Source organism: Paenibacillus sp. FW104-T2, assembly GCF_058789975.1.
Genome location: NZ_JBYTCE010000001.1, coordinates 537,617 through 552,520, shown reverse-complemented (window position 1 = coordinate 552,520; position 14,904 = coordinate 537,617). Strand labels below are relative to the sequence as shown.

At 50.6% G+C, this 14,904-nt stretch carries 15 protein-coding genes; 5 read left to right on the top strand and 10 right to left on the bottom strand.

Translation table 11 applies throughout. The annotated features are described in order from the left end of the window. Positions 1-54: 54 nt before the first annotated feature. A complete protein-coding gene (locus AC3WQ3_RS02410; protein WP_492471362.1) occupies positions 55-525 on the bottom strand; it encodes a GNAT family N-acetyltransferase in 471 nt (156 codons plus the stop codon). Positions 526-685: 160 nt separating this feature from the next. On the opposite strand from AC3WQ3_RS02410, the gene AC3WQ3_RS02405 reads away from it, so the two are divergent. Then, a complete protein-coding gene (locus tag AC3WQ3_RS02405; protein WP_492471361.1) occupies positions 686-1,120 on the top strand; it encodes a hypothetical protein in 435 nt (144 codons plus the stop codon). Positions 1,121-1,199: 79 nt separating this feature from the next. Here the strand turns inward: AC3WQ3_RS02405 and fni are convergent, their stop codons facing one another. From fni to AC3WQ3_RS02360, 9 genes are all read right to left on the bottom strand, one after another. Beyond that, positions 1,200-2,267, bottom strand: coding sequence for a type 2 isopentenyl-diphosphate Delta-isomerase (gene fni, locus AC3WQ3_RS02400; RefSeq protein ID WP_354481054.1), 1,068 nt, complete (start codon positions 2,265-2,267; stop codon positions 1,200-1,202). Positions 2,268-2,496: 229 nt separating this feature from the next. Then, entirely contained in the window at positions 2,497-3,975 is a 1,479-nt protein-coding gene (locus tag AC3WQ3_RS02395; protein ID WP_492471360.1) for a phytoene desaturase family protein, read from the bottom strand. Further along, a complete protein-coding gene (locus AC3WQ3_RS02390) occupies positions 3,972-5,120 on the bottom strand; it encodes a glycosyltransferase family 2 protein (protein WP_492471359.1) in 1,149 nt (382 codons plus the stop codon). The genes AC3WQ3_RS02395 and AC3WQ3_RS02390 overlap by 4 nt, the downstream gene beginning before the upstream one ends. 1 nt (position 5,121) lies before the next feature. Further along, positions 5,122-5,883: a lysophospholipid acyltransferase family protein gene (locus AC3WQ3_RS02385; RefSeq protein WP_492471358.1), complete on the bottom strand. Its 762-nt coding sequence runs from the start codon at positions 5,881-5,883 to the stop codon at positions 5,122-5,124. Next, on the bottom strand, positions 5,852-6,619 hold the full coding sequence (locus tag AC3WQ3_RS02380; protein ID WP_127537262.1) for a carotenoid biosynthesis protein: 768 nt from the start codon (positions 6,617-6,619) through the stop codon (positions 5,852-5,854). The genes AC3WQ3_RS02385 and AC3WQ3_RS02380 overlap by 32 nt, the downstream gene beginning before the upstream one ends. Continuing rightward, complete coding sequence (locus AC3WQ3_RS02375; protein WP_430194195.1) at positions 6,619-7,491, bottom strand: phytoene/squalene synthase family protein; 873 nt, start codon at positions 7,489-7,491, stop codon at positions 6,619-6,621. Before AC3WQ3_RS02375 ends, AC3WQ3_RS02380 begins: the two co-directional genes overlap by 1 nt. Further along, complete coding sequence (locus AC3WQ3_RS02370; protein ID WP_492471357.1) at positions 7,488-8,951, bottom strand: phytoene desaturase family protein; 1,464 nt, start codon at positions 8,949-8,951, stop codon at positions 7,488-7,490. Before AC3WQ3_RS02370 ends, AC3WQ3_RS02375 begins: the two co-directional genes overlap by 4 nt. Then, positions 8,951-10,498 carry a phytoene desaturase family protein gene (locus AC3WQ3_RS02365; RefSeq protein WP_492471356.1) on the bottom strand — a complete coding sequence of 516 codons (1,548 nt, stop codon included), beginning with the start codon at positions 10,496-10,498 and terminating at the stop codon, positions 8,951-8,953. The genes AC3WQ3_RS02370 and AC3WQ3_RS02365 overlap by 1 nt, the downstream gene beginning before the upstream one ends. A gap of 316 nt (positions 10,499-10,814) precedes the next feature. Then, positions 10,815-11,747: a MerR family transcriptional regulator gene (locus AC3WQ3_RS02360; protein WP_492471355.1), complete on the bottom strand. Its 933-nt coding sequence runs from the start codon at positions 11,745-11,747 to the stop codon at positions 10,815-10,817. 371 nt (positions 11,748-12,118) lie between these two features. Here AC3WQ3_RS02360 and AC3WQ3_RS02355 point away from each other — a divergent pair, with 371 nt between their 5' ends. From AC3WQ3_RS02355 to AC3WQ3_RS02340, 4 genes are all read left to right on the top strand, one after another. Continuing rightward, complete coding sequence (locus AC3WQ3_RS02355; RefSeq protein ID WP_492471409.1) at positions 12,119-13,489, top strand: phospholipase D family protein; 1,371 nt, start codon at positions 12,119-12,121, stop codon at positions 13,487-13,489. 125 nt (positions 13,490-13,614) lie between these two features. Then, on the top strand, positions 13,615-14,238 hold the full coding sequence (locus tag AC3WQ3_RS02350) for a TetR/AcrR family transcriptional regulator (RefSeq protein WP_193723554.1): 624 nt from the start codon (positions 13,615-13,617) through the stop codon (positions 14,236-14,238). Beyond that, a complete protein-coding gene (locus tag AC3WQ3_RS02345) occupies positions 14,235-14,579 on the top strand; it encodes a DMT family transporter (protein WP_110758598.1) in 345 nt (114 codons plus the stop codon). The genes AC3WQ3_RS02350 and AC3WQ3_RS02345 overlap by 4 nt, the downstream gene beginning before the upstream one ends. Then, positions 14,579-14,893 (top strand): DMT family transporter, encoded by a 315-nt coding sequence (locus AC3WQ3_RS02340; RefSeq protein WP_095291169.1) that lies wholly within the window; start codon positions 14,579-14,581, stop codon positions 14,891-14,893. The genes AC3WQ3_RS02345 and AC3WQ3_RS02340 overlap by 1 nt, the downstream gene beginning before the upstream one ends. Positions 14,894-14,904: the final 11 nt, after the last annotated feature.

Genomic DNA, 14,904 nt, shown 5'->3' with positions numbered 1-14,904 from the left:
TATATATGACAAACCCGGAGGCATCAAGGAACTTCGGGTTTCGTTTCTGCCTGACTACCGTTTAAGTTCCTTGTACATCGTCAGATCAGTAATCTCGTACCCCATCTTGCGATACAAGCTGCTCGCCCGCACATTATGTCCAAACACATGCAAACCAATTCGATCCACCTGAAGACGGCGTGCCGCTTGTTCAAGTGCTTCCATTGTTTCGGTACCATACCCCTTGCCCCGATATGCCTCTTCGACAACAATATCGAGCAAAAAGGCTTCCTTACCCCGGCGATTGTCCGTAATGTTAAACCAGATGTACCCCACATTGCCGTCTACCGGATGCACCAGGTTATAGATGTAGGCTCCAGGCGTATTCAGTCCTTCAGGCAAAAAGCGATTATATGAAGCCTCTGCGAGCTCCTGCGCCTCTTCCTCTGCCCATGCTCCTGCTTCTACTTTCTCAACTGCAAAATCCGCAATGGATCGTTTTCGAAAATCCGCAAACTCCTGATCATTCATGGATATAAGCTCCATAGTATTCCCTCCCGGGTTCAAATTCCGTATTCGATTTTTCTAAGTCTTTGATCTAAATGAAACGATTTATTGTTCATCATACATGAAGTGGAAAAAAATCTGCATAACTTTTATCAGACTTCCATTGTTTAATAACCATAACGAGAGGAGCAGATATAAGATGAACAGACGTCGCAAACGACCTTCAAGGAAAATCATCATTCTCTTGGCGGGTGTGGTTATCTTCATTGGAATCATCATCGGTATGGCTTATCCAACCATAGACCAATTCCGATCGCTCAGGATCACCATTCACAATCAATCAGACTTCGATCTTGCAAATGTCAATGCAAGTCTGGTCCAAGGCGAAGGCCCGGTTAACAGCGAAAGAGATGGCTCCGTGTACAACCTGAAGAAGGATATCCCCAGCGGTAAAAAAGTAAAGTTTGCCCCTAGGCTTAGACCTTCCGGGGAATCCTCTGTCCACCTGCAATTTACGGATAGCCGAGGGGAAATTCATACCAAAATCGTCTGTGGCTATACGGAGTATCTATCCGGCAATACCTATGTCACCGTAACCAACGACAATATCACGGTAAAAGAAGAGTGTTGGTAATCCTTCTGTCTTTTTATAATAAAAAAGGGGCTTCCCCCATGTCATCAGCATGAACATGACAGGTTGCCCCTCTTCCGTATTAACGCCGCTCGACCAATCGCTCTGTCTGCTGCAAATCTTCGATTCGCCCGGCTCCGATACCGAACATGACCGTACGAAGTTCGAACTCCACCTGCTCCAGCCGACCATCCAGCGCTTCATCTGAAGCCACTGCGGATTCGAGCAGGGAACGACCGAATCCGGCCAGGTCTGCACCCAGCGCGAGCGCCTTGGCTGCATCCACTCCATGATGAAGTCCGCCGCTGCCAATCAGTACTCCTTCTGGATTCAGTGCTCTGACTTCCCGGATGCACTCGGCAGTCGGAATGCCCCAATCGGCAAAAGCTTCGGCTGCTGCCCTGCGAACCGGGTTGTTGTTCCGGTATTTCTCCACCTGTACCCAGCTGGTGCCTCCCGCTCCTGCCACGTCGATAAATGCTGCACCTGCATCATACAGCCGCTGTGCCGTTATTCCATCAATGCCCCAGCCTACTTCCTTCACTCCAACAGGTACATCCAGCGTACGGCACAGATCTTCAATCCGGTTCAACAACCCGCTGAAGTCCGTATTGCCTTCCGGCTGGAAGATCTCCTGCAAACCGTTCAGGTGCAATACCAGCACATCCGCACCAGCGATCTCAACCGCACGCTGGAAGTCGGCCGTGTTGAAGCCGTAATTCAACTGCACTGCACCCAGGTTGGCGATTACCGGGATGTCAGGGGCCCAGCGCCGTACATCGAAGGTCGGTGCCAGTTCAGGTTGTTCCACTGCTGCCCGTATGGAACCTACGCCAAGCGCCCAGCCTCTGGCATTGGCCACGCGGGCAAGCCGCTCGTTAATGGCGCCAGTCGTTTGGCTTCCGCCCGTCATCGAGCTGATGAGCAGCGGTGTACGAACCTCTTTTCCCATAAAAACGGTATCCAGACTGACCTCATCAAAATTCAGTTCAGGCAGGGGATTATGACGAAATACGTACCGCTCCATTCCGCTCGTGATCCCTTCTCCTGCCACATTCTCTTCCAGACAGAGGCGCACATGCTCCAGCTTCCGTTCCCCCGTAGCCACCTCGGGAAGCAGCCGCTTGCCGGCTCGCTCTTGTTCATTCATGATGAGACCTCCTTATGTGAGAAATTGTGCGGATGGACAGGGACCCCCTGCCGGTTCCGTTCAATTGAGACACTCCATTTTTTTCTTATTTTTTGCTTATATGTAACGGACAATGCTGCATGTATAAAATTGCTATAGAGTCGTCGGTGATATCCTCCACCGTCAACTCTACCCAGTATACCGTTCCGGACATGCTAATGAAAGGGCGGACCCACTCATCTCTGATGAATCATAAGAGCACGGATGCCAGCTGCTCGCCCACCAGCTGCCCGGATAGCGTTACGATCGGTGTCCCGCCTCCCGGATGCGTCGTTCCACCCACGTACCATAACCCCTGTACATCCCTGCTTTTGTTCCCGGGGCGAGAGAATGTCTGCCTCACTGAATTGGAGGAAATCCCGTAGATTGACCCTTGATGCGCCAATGTATCGCGTTCAATATCCTGTGGCGTGTACCGTATTAATACATCTGATTGCCTTAATCCTGTAATTCCCCGCTGTGCAAGCTTATCCAGTACCAACTCGCCATAGCGTTCCGTTTGCTCTTCCCAGTTCCATGCATCCGACAGATACGGGGCGTTTACCAATATAAACAGATTACTCGCTCCTGCCGGAGCCATACCTGCCTCCGAATAACCGGAATAACAGATGTAGATGGTCGGATCCAGAGGCATCCTGCGTTCACGGAAAATATGTTCGAACTCCGGTTCATACTGCTCCGGGAAAAAGACAGTATGGTGCAGCAGGGAGTCATACTGCTTCCGCACACCTGCCAGTGTCACATAACCGGAAATGGACGGCTCATATCTGCGAATCCTGCGATCACTCATCTGCTTCCGATGTTCCGGCGCAAGCAGATGACGGTTTACACTGAGCACATCCCCGTTGGCCACCACCTGATCGGCTTCACGGAAGCCTTGATCAGTATCCACACCTATGACCTTGCCATGACGAACGACAATCTGCCGGACCTCGATGCCAGTCATTATCCGTACTCCTTTTTCCTGAGCAAGCTTCGCCATGGCTTTGATCAGCTCATAGGTTCCGCCTTTTACACCGTATACCCCTTCATCTGCCTCTACATGGCCCATCATCGAGAAGATGGATGGAGCCTGATAAGGTGATGAGCCGACGTAGGTCGCGTAACGGCCAAACATCGCCAAGGTGTTGGGATGACTAAAATACGACCGCAGCAGCTGATTAAGCTTCACAGCCGGGCGAACGCGCAGCAAACTGCGAAGCATCTGGAGGTTGTACTTGTCTTTTGCAGTTAACAGCAGTTTGCCAAGAAAATGACGATTGGCTTCCGCATAAAGTGCTGCAGATTCATCCATGAATGCATCGTAGCGCAGTGCGTCTTCCGGACTGTACACTGCAATTTGTTCCTCCATCCATTCACGCTTGCCGGACAGATCCACCACGGTACCGTCTGCAAACACATTGCGTGTTCGGGGCTCCAGCTCATACAGCTGGACGTAATCCTCCATTTTGGTACCCGCATGCTCAAAGACAGAGCGGAAGGTGGAAGGCATCGTAATCGTACTTGGACCGCGGTCAAAATGATATCCGTTCCGTTCCACTTGCTGCAGCTTGCCACCCACATGTGTCTGACGCTCCAGCATGGTTACCTGTATACCTTGTGATGCAAGGCGAATGGCACAGGACAAGCCACCGAAGCCCGCGCCAATAATGACCACTTTTCTGCTCAACTATACCGCCTGCCTTTCCAAACGTATCCTTTCCCTGAGCGACCGGCTCGCCAGGATGCTATTCCAATACCAATCACGCAGGCCATGCTGACAGATTGCAGACTTGCAAGCCACCAGGGTTGCCCGCCCGTCTGATCCGCCACCCTTTTTACACTCATGCCCAGCAGTGTACCAATAAGTCCATACACGATGGCTGCAGAGCTTCCTGATAGTAAACCGAACAGCAATCCAAGAGGAGGGACAATGTACATTAGGGTGTACATGACTAGGGTACCCAGCAGGAGTACATCCCTGCGTCCCGTTCCTTCGTACATGTTCTTCTTATATCCGTTCCATACTTCGGTTCCATTCTGATACATCCGCGTGCTGACCAATTCATGCACATCCGCCAGCATAACCGGATGACCTGCACGCTTGACCGCCTTCGCCAGACTCATGTCGTCCACCAGATCTCCCTGAATGGCTGCATGGCCACCGGAAGCTTCGTAGCTCGAACGATGAATCAGCAGGAAAGCTCCGGTTGCTGCTACAAATAGCGGACTTGATGATCTGCGTATCATGAAGATGGGAAGATGACTGATGATCGTGAATACCATCATCGGTACGACCAGCTTCTCCATCCAGGTCTTGGCCACCTGATAGGGAAACCCTGTCACCAGACCTTTTCCCAGCTCACAGCCGGCAGCTAGGGTCTGCCGAATAGCCTCTGGCTCAAGCCTTACATCCGCGTCAACGAACATAAACCACTCGCCTTTGGCCTCCTGAACCAGTTGGTGGCACGCATATGACTTGCCCATCCAACCAGATGGCGGCTCCACCCCATCAAGGAGACGTACACGCGCATCCCGATTCGCAATCTTCTGAACCAAGGCCGCCGTTTCATCCTCGGAACGATCATTCAGTACCAGCACTTCCATCCGGTAGCCGGTTGTGTTGCTTGCGAGCACACTCTCCAGGCATCCTTCAATATGTAGTCTTTCATTCCGAGCCGGAATCAGGACAGATACGAGCTTATCCTGGTGCAGCAGCTGGTCTGCAGGGAACGAACGAATTCCGGGAAGACAAGTCGCATTCCAGAGAGCAAAAATCAACTGCACACCGAGTGCAGTTGTTAATATGATCCATAATATCTCGGATGCACTCATGTTAACGGACCCCCCGCTTTCGTGCTGCATCGTATTTTTCACTTGTGGATCTTCCGTTACGAATCAGGGAAACGGCCCCTGGCAGACTCCCTTGTCCGATGCGAACCAGCTCCGACTTATGCTCGTCTAACTGCTGTTCCAACACCTGGCCAAGTCTGGCTGCAATCTCTTCGCTCTTCCATACATGCCAGTCTTCCATTAGAGGTGCACCGGCGAGCATCGAAACCTCCGGCATATCATGCTGAACCATACCATGACACAGGGTTACAGGAACGGCTAGCGTCTGCGGAGAGCGGCGAAGCAGTAGCCCGATGCCTGGGCGAAATCGAATGGGTCTTGCATCCTGATGCAGGATTTCACCCTGCGGAAAGATCCACACCCTTTTGCCGGATTGAAGCAGCCCTGTTGTGTACTGCATGGTCTTTCGGATGGCAGAAGCGCTCTCCTTGTTGATGGAGTATGCGCCGAGCTTGCGAAAGAAGGCATACTGCTGCAGCTGCCTCTCTTCCATCATAACGTAATGGTCCCCCGTTGAAGTACGGCGGGATGCATGATAGAGCAGCAGTCCGTCCCACCAGGAGCTATGATTCATGAAATAGAGAACTGGCCGGTTCGGGTCAATCGGAGAGACGGAATAGCCGTCAAACTGCGGATCCAGTGTCCCCGATAGTGTGAACGAACGAAAGCGACGACGCAGCAAGTAATACTGGTTGTATAAATAAAACATTCGGTTAAATGATTTTGACTTTTCGGCGGGAATCATAGAACCAGCTCCCTTCTGCTAGCAGCATGCCCACAAGCGCAATGATGAAACTGCCTGTGATACCTTCTTTCCATGCGAGCAGACCGAATAACAGGATGAACAGCTGGTACAGCCACTTGGCCCGCAGCAGCGAACTGCGGTCAGCAGGCATGGCTGGAAGAAAGAGCGACAGGAACGCACCCATAATGAACCAACTGATGTAATTGGTCCAAGGGACGCCATAGAAACCACCGGGGGCCTCCCAATGCCAGAAACCTCTGGCGTGCGCAACCGGATCAAGCACCAGATCAAGCAAAATAGCCCAGAAACCGGTCTTGATCGCCCGAATCAGCTTCCCCTTCCAGGTCGAACCCCCGCCGCTCAATAGAGCGGAATTTCCGACGACTGCAATCCAGGCAAATCCCAGGGTGACCGGTACACTGAATAGATGAATGCCGAAGAAGTCCGAATAACCGTATTCACCAAAAGGCCATTTCGTATGGACACCGATCCATTCGATCCCCATGCCACCCAGCCACAGAATGGCAGAAGACACCCAGAGTCCTGGCTGTTTCCATATGACTGACTGGTCGGACATTCCATTCCTTCTTCGTCCCTGATAGATCAGTTCCACGACATAAAGTGCATAGAACACAAGAAACAGTCCGTTGGAAAACGATAATTGTTCAGGTACTCCGATGGTTAGCATTAGCGTGGCTCCAATGATGTACCATGCCCAATACAGACCCTGAATCATCAGGAGACCGCCGTACGGGAAGCCTGATAGGCGAGTACCGGATAACGTTTCACAATGGCTCCTAGCATCTCCAGCTTCAGCTCATCGGTTACAAATGCCCGTTTGTTATATACGTCATAGTCGTTACGTTCTACCGCATGTAATATGGTGGAGTAGAAGGCTGCCGCCAGTTCAATGGCAAATGCACTTTCTGTAGGATAGGTCTCCAGCCGATCCATGCCAAGACGGAACCATTCAAGTGCTGATGCTTTCAATTCCTGAATAATGGCTACAAACCGTTCGTCCACAATACCCTCTGCCCAATCCTGTTCGGAGTACCCATGCTTTTCCATGATTTCGAGCGGAACATAACGGCGTGATCTTGCCCGATCTTCCCCTACATCACGAATAATGTTGACAATCTGCATACCCTTGCCAAGTGCAATGCCGTTTACGGCCACTTCGGCACCATTGTCATCACGCAGCACAGGAAGCAGCATCTCCCCTACCGTCCCTGCTACAAGATAGCAGTAATGTTCCAGCTCCTTCATCGTTGCATAGTGAGTCACCTCGAGATCGGTCATCTGTCCGTCCATCTGCCGAAAGAAAGGTCCTTTGTCCAGGTGGGGAAAGTTCGAGAATAACCATCTCAATGCAGGCCAGATAAAATGGCCTTCTGCCTCTTCCAGGTATTCAAAATGATCCCGAATCTCATGTATCGTATACATCGACTTCTCTGGTTCATCCACACTGTCATCAATGATACGGCAGAACGCATAGATCACATACACCGCTTCACGGCGCGGACTGGGCAAACCTCTGAAAGCCTGATAAAAAGAAGACGACCCCTTCTGCATCAACTCTTCGCACCTGTTCAAAATCATTTCATTCATGTTCCCATCTCCTTCATGAGTAGATTGACGGCCATGCGTGCACTTTGCATTACGATCGGAACACCACCGCCTGGATGCACCGATGCTCCTGCTGCGTACAATCCGCGGATCGTCGGAAACGGCTGCGGCTGCGGCCGATACACGCCTGATTGAAACAAAATCGGTGCAATACCGAAGCTTCCACCGCCGTAGAGTCCATCTCGCTCGGCATCTGCGGGTGTGCGTACTTTCTTCCATCTGATTGCTTCACGAAGTCCAGGGAAACCGCGTTGTTCCGCTTCCTCCAGCACCCGTTCCACCAGAGCCCCACTTTCTCTCGACCAGTCCACACCTTCTGCGTCTGGCACCGGAACAAGGAAATACAATACACTTTGACCGGCTGGCGCAGCGGAATCATCTACAGCTACCGGGTTAAATACATAAAATGAAGGCTGTTCCGGAATACGACGCTGATTGAATACTTCCCGCAAGCTTCCATCAAGACTGGGTGGCAGGAAAAATTGATGCGTCGTTGCATCTTCCCAGGTCTTGTCGACCCCAACATAAATCAACACACAACCGGATGAGGGACGATAGGGTTTCTTTTTGCGCACTGCTTCCGGTATGCCGCCCAGTAGACCTGTCAGATGAGGGAAATCGCCATTATAGATGACTGCGTCCACCTCTTCCGCACCTGCGGCCGTTTCAATACCTCGGCAAACTCCTTGTTCAATACGCAGTCCCGTTACTTCCGTATTCAGCACAACACGTCCGCCACGCGCGGTCAGTTCGGATTCCAAAATCCGCGGTAATGCAGCATATCCGCCCTTCACCATCCAGATTCCGTATTCATGCTCTGCATATGGAAGAAGCGAGTATATCCCCGGAGTCCCGAACGGCGAACCGCCAATATACAGACTCTGAAGTGAATAGGCATCAACCAGTTCCTCATGATGAAAATAATCTCCTACAGCTTTACGTACGCTTTTGTGTGCACGGAGCCTGCCCATCAGGGACAGGAGAGACGGTGTGAAAAAATCCCTTTTCCGCGGAAAAGCTCTTTCCAGGAAAGCAGACCGTCCTGCCGGGAACAGGGTATCCATGTCCTTCATGAATCTTGTGAACCCTCGGCTCTCTCCCGGGAATAACCGCTCGATCTCGTCGGCCTGCTGACCGCGATCTGTCATCTTGGTCATGACACGTCCGCTGCTGTAGTGAACCCTGTATAACGGATCACAGCGGAGCAGCTCCACTTTGGAGCGATCCACGCCAGCCTCCTCCAGAATGCCATGCAGCATGTCGGGCAGAAGTACGATGGTTGGACCCTGGTCAATGCGATATTCCCCGTTCTGCTCATAGCCGATACGTCCGCCAACCCGGGAACCCCGTTCGTAAACGGTGACGTCCCAGCCCTGCCGATTCAGCAGCAGAGCCGAGGTCAGCCCGCCAATGCCTGCTCCTACAATGGCTGCCCGCTTCATTAATGACCTCCGGCTTCAGCAGTCTTCACATAAGAAGACCGGTTCGAGCGGGTTTTGGCATCCTCTTCCTGGATCAGCCTGACACTGATTCGAGCAGACTCAAATATCGTAGGCAGTCCGCTGCCCGGGTGGGTTCCGCCACCGACCAGCCATACCCCTTTCAGCTCTTCGAACTGGTTATGTGGACGCAGATACATCATCTGACCCAGATTGTGAGCCATATTAAATGTCGCACCGCGGTACACGTCCAGTTCATTTTCCCAGTCAAGCGGGGTAAACATCATGGACTCTTCGATACGACTCCGAATGTCTGCGAGCTCCGGGATCGCTTCAAGCCGCTGCATCATCGCCTCGCGTACATTCTCCCGTTCCACATCCCAATCAATGTCCCCTGTAAGGTTCGGAGAGGGCATAAGCACATATAATGCAGATTTTCCTGCAGGTGCGAGTGTCGAATCGAGCTTGGAAGGGTTATGAATATATAGAGACGGGTCAGCGGACAATACTTTGTGCTTCGTGATCTCGTCCACGTTCAATCGGTAATCTTCGGGAAAATAAATCGAGTGATGCGGCAGATCAATCTCGCCGTCTACTCCCAGATAAAGCATCGCAGTAGAGCAGGAGTACTTCTTGCGTTTCATTTTTTCTGGCGTATATTTCTTAAGCACACCCGGTTCGAATAGATGGTTCACCGCATGGGCAAAGTCTGCATTAACGACCACGTGATCCGCTTCAATGCGTTCACCGTTCTCAAGCAGCAGGCCCTCCGCACGGCCATTGTTCACGATAACCTTCTTCACCGGGCAGGATGTATGTATACGTCCACCATATTCCTTTACAATGTCAGCCATTCCCTGGAATATGCGATTTACACCGCCAATCGGATGAAACAGCCCATAATGGTGCTCAATGAATGACAGAATCGTGAATGTACCCGGACAATCCCAAGCAGACATGCCCAAATATTTGGACTGAAACGTAAAGGCCCAGCGCAAACGCTCGTCAGTAAAGTAACGGGACAGGATGCCATAGACTGTGTTGTTCACGTCCAGCCTCGGAAGAGCCGTTACCGCATCCTTGCGCAGATAGTCTGTCAGCTTGCCGAAAGGCCGGCGGAGCAAAGGCATGACTTTACCAAACTTGACTTCCTCGTCCTGCATGAACCTCAGGTAATTGTCTTCATTACCAGGGAACAATTCCTTGATCTGAGCAGCAGTATCTTCACGATTACGGGAAGGCGTGAACACCTTATCGCCGAAGTTCAGGGCATACAAGGGCGTCAGTTCCTTCAGATCCACGTAATCGGATAGTTTGCGTCCTACCAACTCGAACATCTCTTCAAGCAGCCCGGGCATCATCAAGAACGTCGCACCCCGGTCGAATCGGTATTCTCCGAGCTCCAGCCTGGCAGAGCGTCCACCAATCACCGGTTGTTTCTCATACACGTCCACTTCATATCCCTGACCGGACAATAACATGGCCGCTGCAAGCCCGCCTGGACCCGCACCAATTACAGCCGCACGTTTACGTTGCTGATTAGATATCATGCCACTCACCTTTCTTATGGTCCGAAACGCACTTATACCATTCTTAGTCTATTATTAAACCATTGAAGAATCACCGAAGCGGATTATTGCCAAAACGTTATACAAATATAATACAAATATTATACGAACTTGTAAACATAAATATGACTCATGGGTCAAATAACTGCAAAAATGATCGTTAATATCAAGAAAAGACACCCCCTGACGCACTTGCGTCAAAGGATGCCTTTTCAATTATAACCACTACATTATTAGGGGATAACATTCGCTCATTAAACTCTTCGTCAGAGACAGTAATCGTCCGATGAACAGCCGCTTAGCCCTGTGTTCGGGTTGGATTGTCGGTCAGATACTCGCGCTCAAGCCATGCCTGCCAGTCGGATGAATCCTCCGGCATGACCCACTCCGGATAAGCGGCATTTTCATTGCGCTCGTAACCCTTGCCTCCGAGGATAAAGCGCATATGCGGAAACTCGGTCAGAATGCGATCGACAAGCCGATCACACTGCTCGCTTAAGGCTGGATTCGTAATGGAGAGACAGACCAGCTTGATCTTTTGCTCCCGGATAATAGGAAACACCCCTTCCTCAGGGGTATTAGCACCGAGATATAATACTTCGGCTCCATTTTTACGCATAAACAACGAGAACAACAGCAATCCCACCTGATGATGCTCCCCCTCCGGACAGAGTGCCAGAACTTTGGGTAGATGCGGATAGATCGGGAATAGATGGAAAAACTGATAGAACCGCTGTGAGATCAGCTGGGTCATAAAATGCTCCTGTGCGACTGATGCTCTGCCCTGCTCCCATGCATCCCCCACGCGAACGAGAATGGGTACAAGCACATGGTAAAACATCGAGTCATATCCATACATGGTAAAACCAAAATCAATCAAACCGTTGGCACGTTCACCTTGGAAATGGTAGAGCGAGTCGTATATCTGATCGGTCATGCGTAAGTAGGCCTCTTCCATTGTGGGAACAGGCGCGGTGAGCGGAGCCGGAATGACCGCTTCTGACGTTTTTGCTTTGTTTTCTTTTAACATGCGCACGGCTTCTGATATGTTGGTCTGATGCTGTTCAACCTGCTCCTTCAGCCAACGCAAATCTTCAACATTTTCATCCGTGTACAACCGATAACCCGATTCCGTCCGTTCTGGGGTTACCGCACTGTACCGATTCTCCCAAGCCCGGAGCGTAACCGTTGGAATGTCCAGCATGGCAGCGACTTGTTTGATGGAATACACTTGATTACCTACTCTCTTTTCTGAAATATCCAGGCCATCTATAGGTTAACGAATACTTCCTCCGTCCTTGTCAGGTATATGGAGATCCCAACATTCTACAAAAATAATACACTCATTATACACAACGGCCTCACACCTGTCGATTGCATTCAGGCAAATCGTATATGGATAAAATACATTTCTCTCCATCCCATCATGCGGTCTGCGTCAATGCTCATGACAGAGTGGTAATAGTAGTCAGCACGTTACAGAAAGGGGATATGCCGTTGTTTACTACAAGGCGCTCATCATCAGAACATCAAACATCCAGACGTCGTTTTCCATACATACGAACAGCTCTTGGACTCCTTATTTTATGGCTTGTGGCCGTCATGTTGTATCAAACCTATAAACCACTGCCCTCAGGCATTTCCTATGAAAGCCCGGAGTATCGCGTAGACGAGGTCGCATTCCTTCATGATCTCACTTATCCGTCAGAAGACGGGCAGATGGAACACGAGCAGCAGATTTTCCAGCGGATGCTGCAGATTGTGGAAGAGGCGGAGCAATTTGTTGTGGTGGATATGTTCCTGTTCAACAACTATCAGCATAAGGGTCAGCACTTTCCGCCAGTTAGCGTAGAATTCACAGATGCTCTGGTCGCCAAAAAAAAGCAGTATCCCAACATGCAGATTCTGTTCATTACGGATGAAGTGAACACCAACTATAATTCGGCACCTAATGAACTGCTGGAGCGAATGAAGCAGGCCGGCATTGAAGTTGTCATTACCAATGTGGATCCACTCCGGGATTCGACGCCCGTATACTCGGCAGTCTGGCGTACGTTCTTCCAATGGTTTGGCCAGTCGGGTGATGGCTGGATTCCGAATCTGATGGCAAGCGATGGCCCGGACGTTACGATGCGCTCTTACCTTAAGCTGCTTAATGTAAAAGCCAATCATCGCAAGGTCGTAGCCAGTGAGAAAAAAGCGATTGTCTCCTCTGGCAATATCCATGATGCAAGTGCCTACCACTCCAATGTGGCGTTTGAAGTTACAGGACCCGTCATTGGAGATATCCTTCAATCGGAACAAGCCGTACTGGACATATCAGGGGGAGGTCAAGTTCCTTCCTACACAGCTCCTTCCACCGATCCAAACCAAGGCGATCTGCGCATTCGCTATCTAACCGAAGGGAAAGTGAATGATGCCGTATTGCATGAGATCAATCTGACGGAAAAAGGGGATACCTTGTGGATGGGCATGTTCTACATTGCTTCTCCAAAAGTACTGGACGCATTGCTTGATGCTTCCAAACGAGGAGTAGATATCAAGCTTGTGCTTGATCCAAACGAGAATGCATTTGGTCAGGAGAAAATCGGTATCCCGAATCGACCTGTAGCCGCCGAGCTGCATGATAAATCGGATGGCAAGATCCAAATCCGCTGGTACAACACAACCAAGGAGCAGTATCACACCAAAATGTTGTATATTGCCAAAGCCACCGGGGATCATATTGTGCTTGGCGGATCAACCAACCTTACGCCCCGAAACATGAATGACTATAATCTTGAAAATGAACTATGGGTCGCTGCGCCTGCGGATAATGAGTTCAGTCGCAATGTGGCGGATTATTTTGAACGCGTGTGGAATAATGAGGATGCCGAGTTCACTCTGAATCTGGACGAATTCCAGGAGAAAACCACTTTCCTGAAGGGAATTCTCTATAAACTGCAGCTCATATTAGGATTTACCACGTTCTAAGCTACCCTGAGCTGTGTATTGGTCGCCTGTGAAATTTCTGCAGGCGGCTTTTTTTGAATGGACTTGACATCTGATGTAAAATATGAAAATATGGTCTCCTAACGACCGTTAGGAAGGTGGATAAAATGACAGCACAATCCATACGTAATGCGGCCTTGTTCCACTTTGCCAGAGATGGATATGAAGGGGCATCCCTTCGGGCTATTGCTGACGATGTAGGAATTAAGAAACCGTCCATATATGCCCATTTCAGCGGCAAGGAAGACTTGTTCCTTCAGGCACTGGCTCATGCTTTTCAAGAAGTAAAACGCCATACATTGGAATATTTCCGCGATCATGCCGAACTTCCCCTGGAAGACAGACTCAAGGGAGTGTTTCCCTGGTTCGAACAGGAATATAACGCCAGCCCTTCAACACGCTTGATGCTGCGCATGTCCTACTTCCCTCCTCCCGGACTGTACAACGAAGTCATGGACATCGCGCATCCATTTCTTGATGGCATGGAGCGATCACTGAACCGGCTCCTGCAGCGAGCGGTACGTCATGGAGAATTACCTTCCATTCCAACGGAACAAGCTGCCATTGCCTTCATGACCTCTCTCGACGGGATTACCGTGGAGATTATTTATGGAAGCTCACGCCGGTACAATAGACGTCTGGAGGCGGCATGGCCTGTTTTTTGGCATGGCATTCATCATTTGAACGAAGAGGCACAGAAGATCGTGCCGGAAGGAGAAGCATCATCATGAACCGCAACTGGTTATACGTATTTATCGGAGGCATCATCGAAATTGTCTGGGTAAGCGGACTGAAGCATGCCTCCAATCTATGGGAATGGGCGCTGACCGCTGCAGCCATTATCATCAGCTTCGCCCTGATCATCGCAGCTTCCAAGAGATTGCCGGTGGGCACGGTCTATGCCGTATTTACCGGAATTGGTACCGCAGGCACCGTGCTGGCGGAAATGCTGCTGTTCGGGGAGCCATTCCGTCTGGCCAAAATCCTGCTGATCGGACTGCTGCTCTGCGGCGTAATCGGACTGAAGCTCGTGACGGATCAACAAGAAGAAGCGAAAGAAGGTGTGGCATAATGGCATGGTTAGCAATTGTAGGCGCAGGTATCTGTGAGATTTTCGGTGTAATCGGAATCAACGGTGCTTCAACCAAAAAGGGCTGGCCTTATATCGTGCTTATGCTCATTTCCTTTGTATTCAGCTTCTCGCTGCTGTCCTATGCAATGACCTCCATTCCGATGGGCACCGCCTACGCTGTCTGGACAGGCATTGGTACCGTTGGCAGCACATTAACGGGTATGTTCCTGTTCGGCGAGCGCAAGGAGGCCAAAAGGCTGCTGTTCATTGCCATGATTCTGGTGGCTGCAGTCGGATTGAAGCTGATTACGTAAAGATTGTATTC

What these genes read in the sequence shown, in the direction of transcription:
- AC3WQ3_RS02355 (WP_492471409.1), top strand. Translation starts at nt 12,119, where the DNA reads ATGTTGTATCAAACCTATAAACCACTGCCCTCAGGCATTTCCTATGAA.
- AC3WQ3_RS02385 (WP_492471358.1), bottom strand. Translation starts at nt 5,883, where the DNA reads ATGATTCCCGCCGAAAAGTCAAAATCATTTAACCGAATGTTTTATTTA.
- AC3WQ3_RS02380 (WP_127537262.1), bottom strand. Translation starts at nt 6,619, where the DNA reads ATGATTCAGGGTCTGTATTGGGCATGGTACATCATTGGAGCCACGCTA.
- AC3WQ3_RS02370 (WP_492471357.1), bottom strand. Translation starts at nt 8,951, where the DNA reads ATGAAGCGGGCAGCCATTGTAGGAGCAGGCATTGGCGGGCTGACCTCG.
- AC3WQ3_RS02345 (WP_110758598.1), top strand. Translation starts at nt 14,235, where the DNA reads ATGAACCGCAACTGGTTATACGTATTTATCGGAGGCATCATCGAAATT.
- AC3WQ3_RS02410 (WP_492471362.1), bottom strand. Translation starts at nt 525, where the DNA reads ATGGAGCTTATATCCATGAATGATCAGGAGTTTGCGGATTTTCGAAAA.
- AC3WQ3_RS02340 (WP_095291169.1), top strand. Translation starts at nt 14,579, where the DNA reads ATGGCATGGTTAGCAATTGTAGGCGCAGGTATCTGTGAGATTTTCGGT.
- AC3WQ3_RS02350 (WP_193723554.1), top strand. Translation starts at nt 13,615, where the DNA reads ATGACAGCACAATCCATACGTAATGCGGCCTTGTTCCACTTTGCCAGA.
- AC3WQ3_RS02405 (WP_492471361.1), top strand. Translation starts at nt 686, where the DNA reads ATGAACAGACGTCGCAAACGACCTTCAAGGAAAATCATCATTCTCTTG.
- AC3WQ3_RS02390 (WP_492471359.1), bottom strand. Translation starts at nt 5,120, where the DNA reads ATGAGTGCATCCGAGATATTATGGATCATATTAACAACTGCACTCGGT.
- AC3WQ3_RS02365 (WP_492471356.1), bottom strand. Translation starts at nt 10,498, where the DNA reads ATGATATCTAATCAGCAACGTAAACGTGCGGCTGTAATTGGTGCGGGT.
- AC3WQ3_RS02375 (WP_430194195.1), bottom strand. Translation starts at nt 7,491, where the DNA reads ATGAATGAAATGATTTTGAACAGGTGCGAAGAGTTGATGCAGAAGGGG.
- fni (WP_354481054.1), bottom strand. Translation starts at nt 2,267, where the DNA reads ATGAATGAACAAGAGCGAGCCGGCAAGCGGCTGCTTCCCGAGGTGGCT.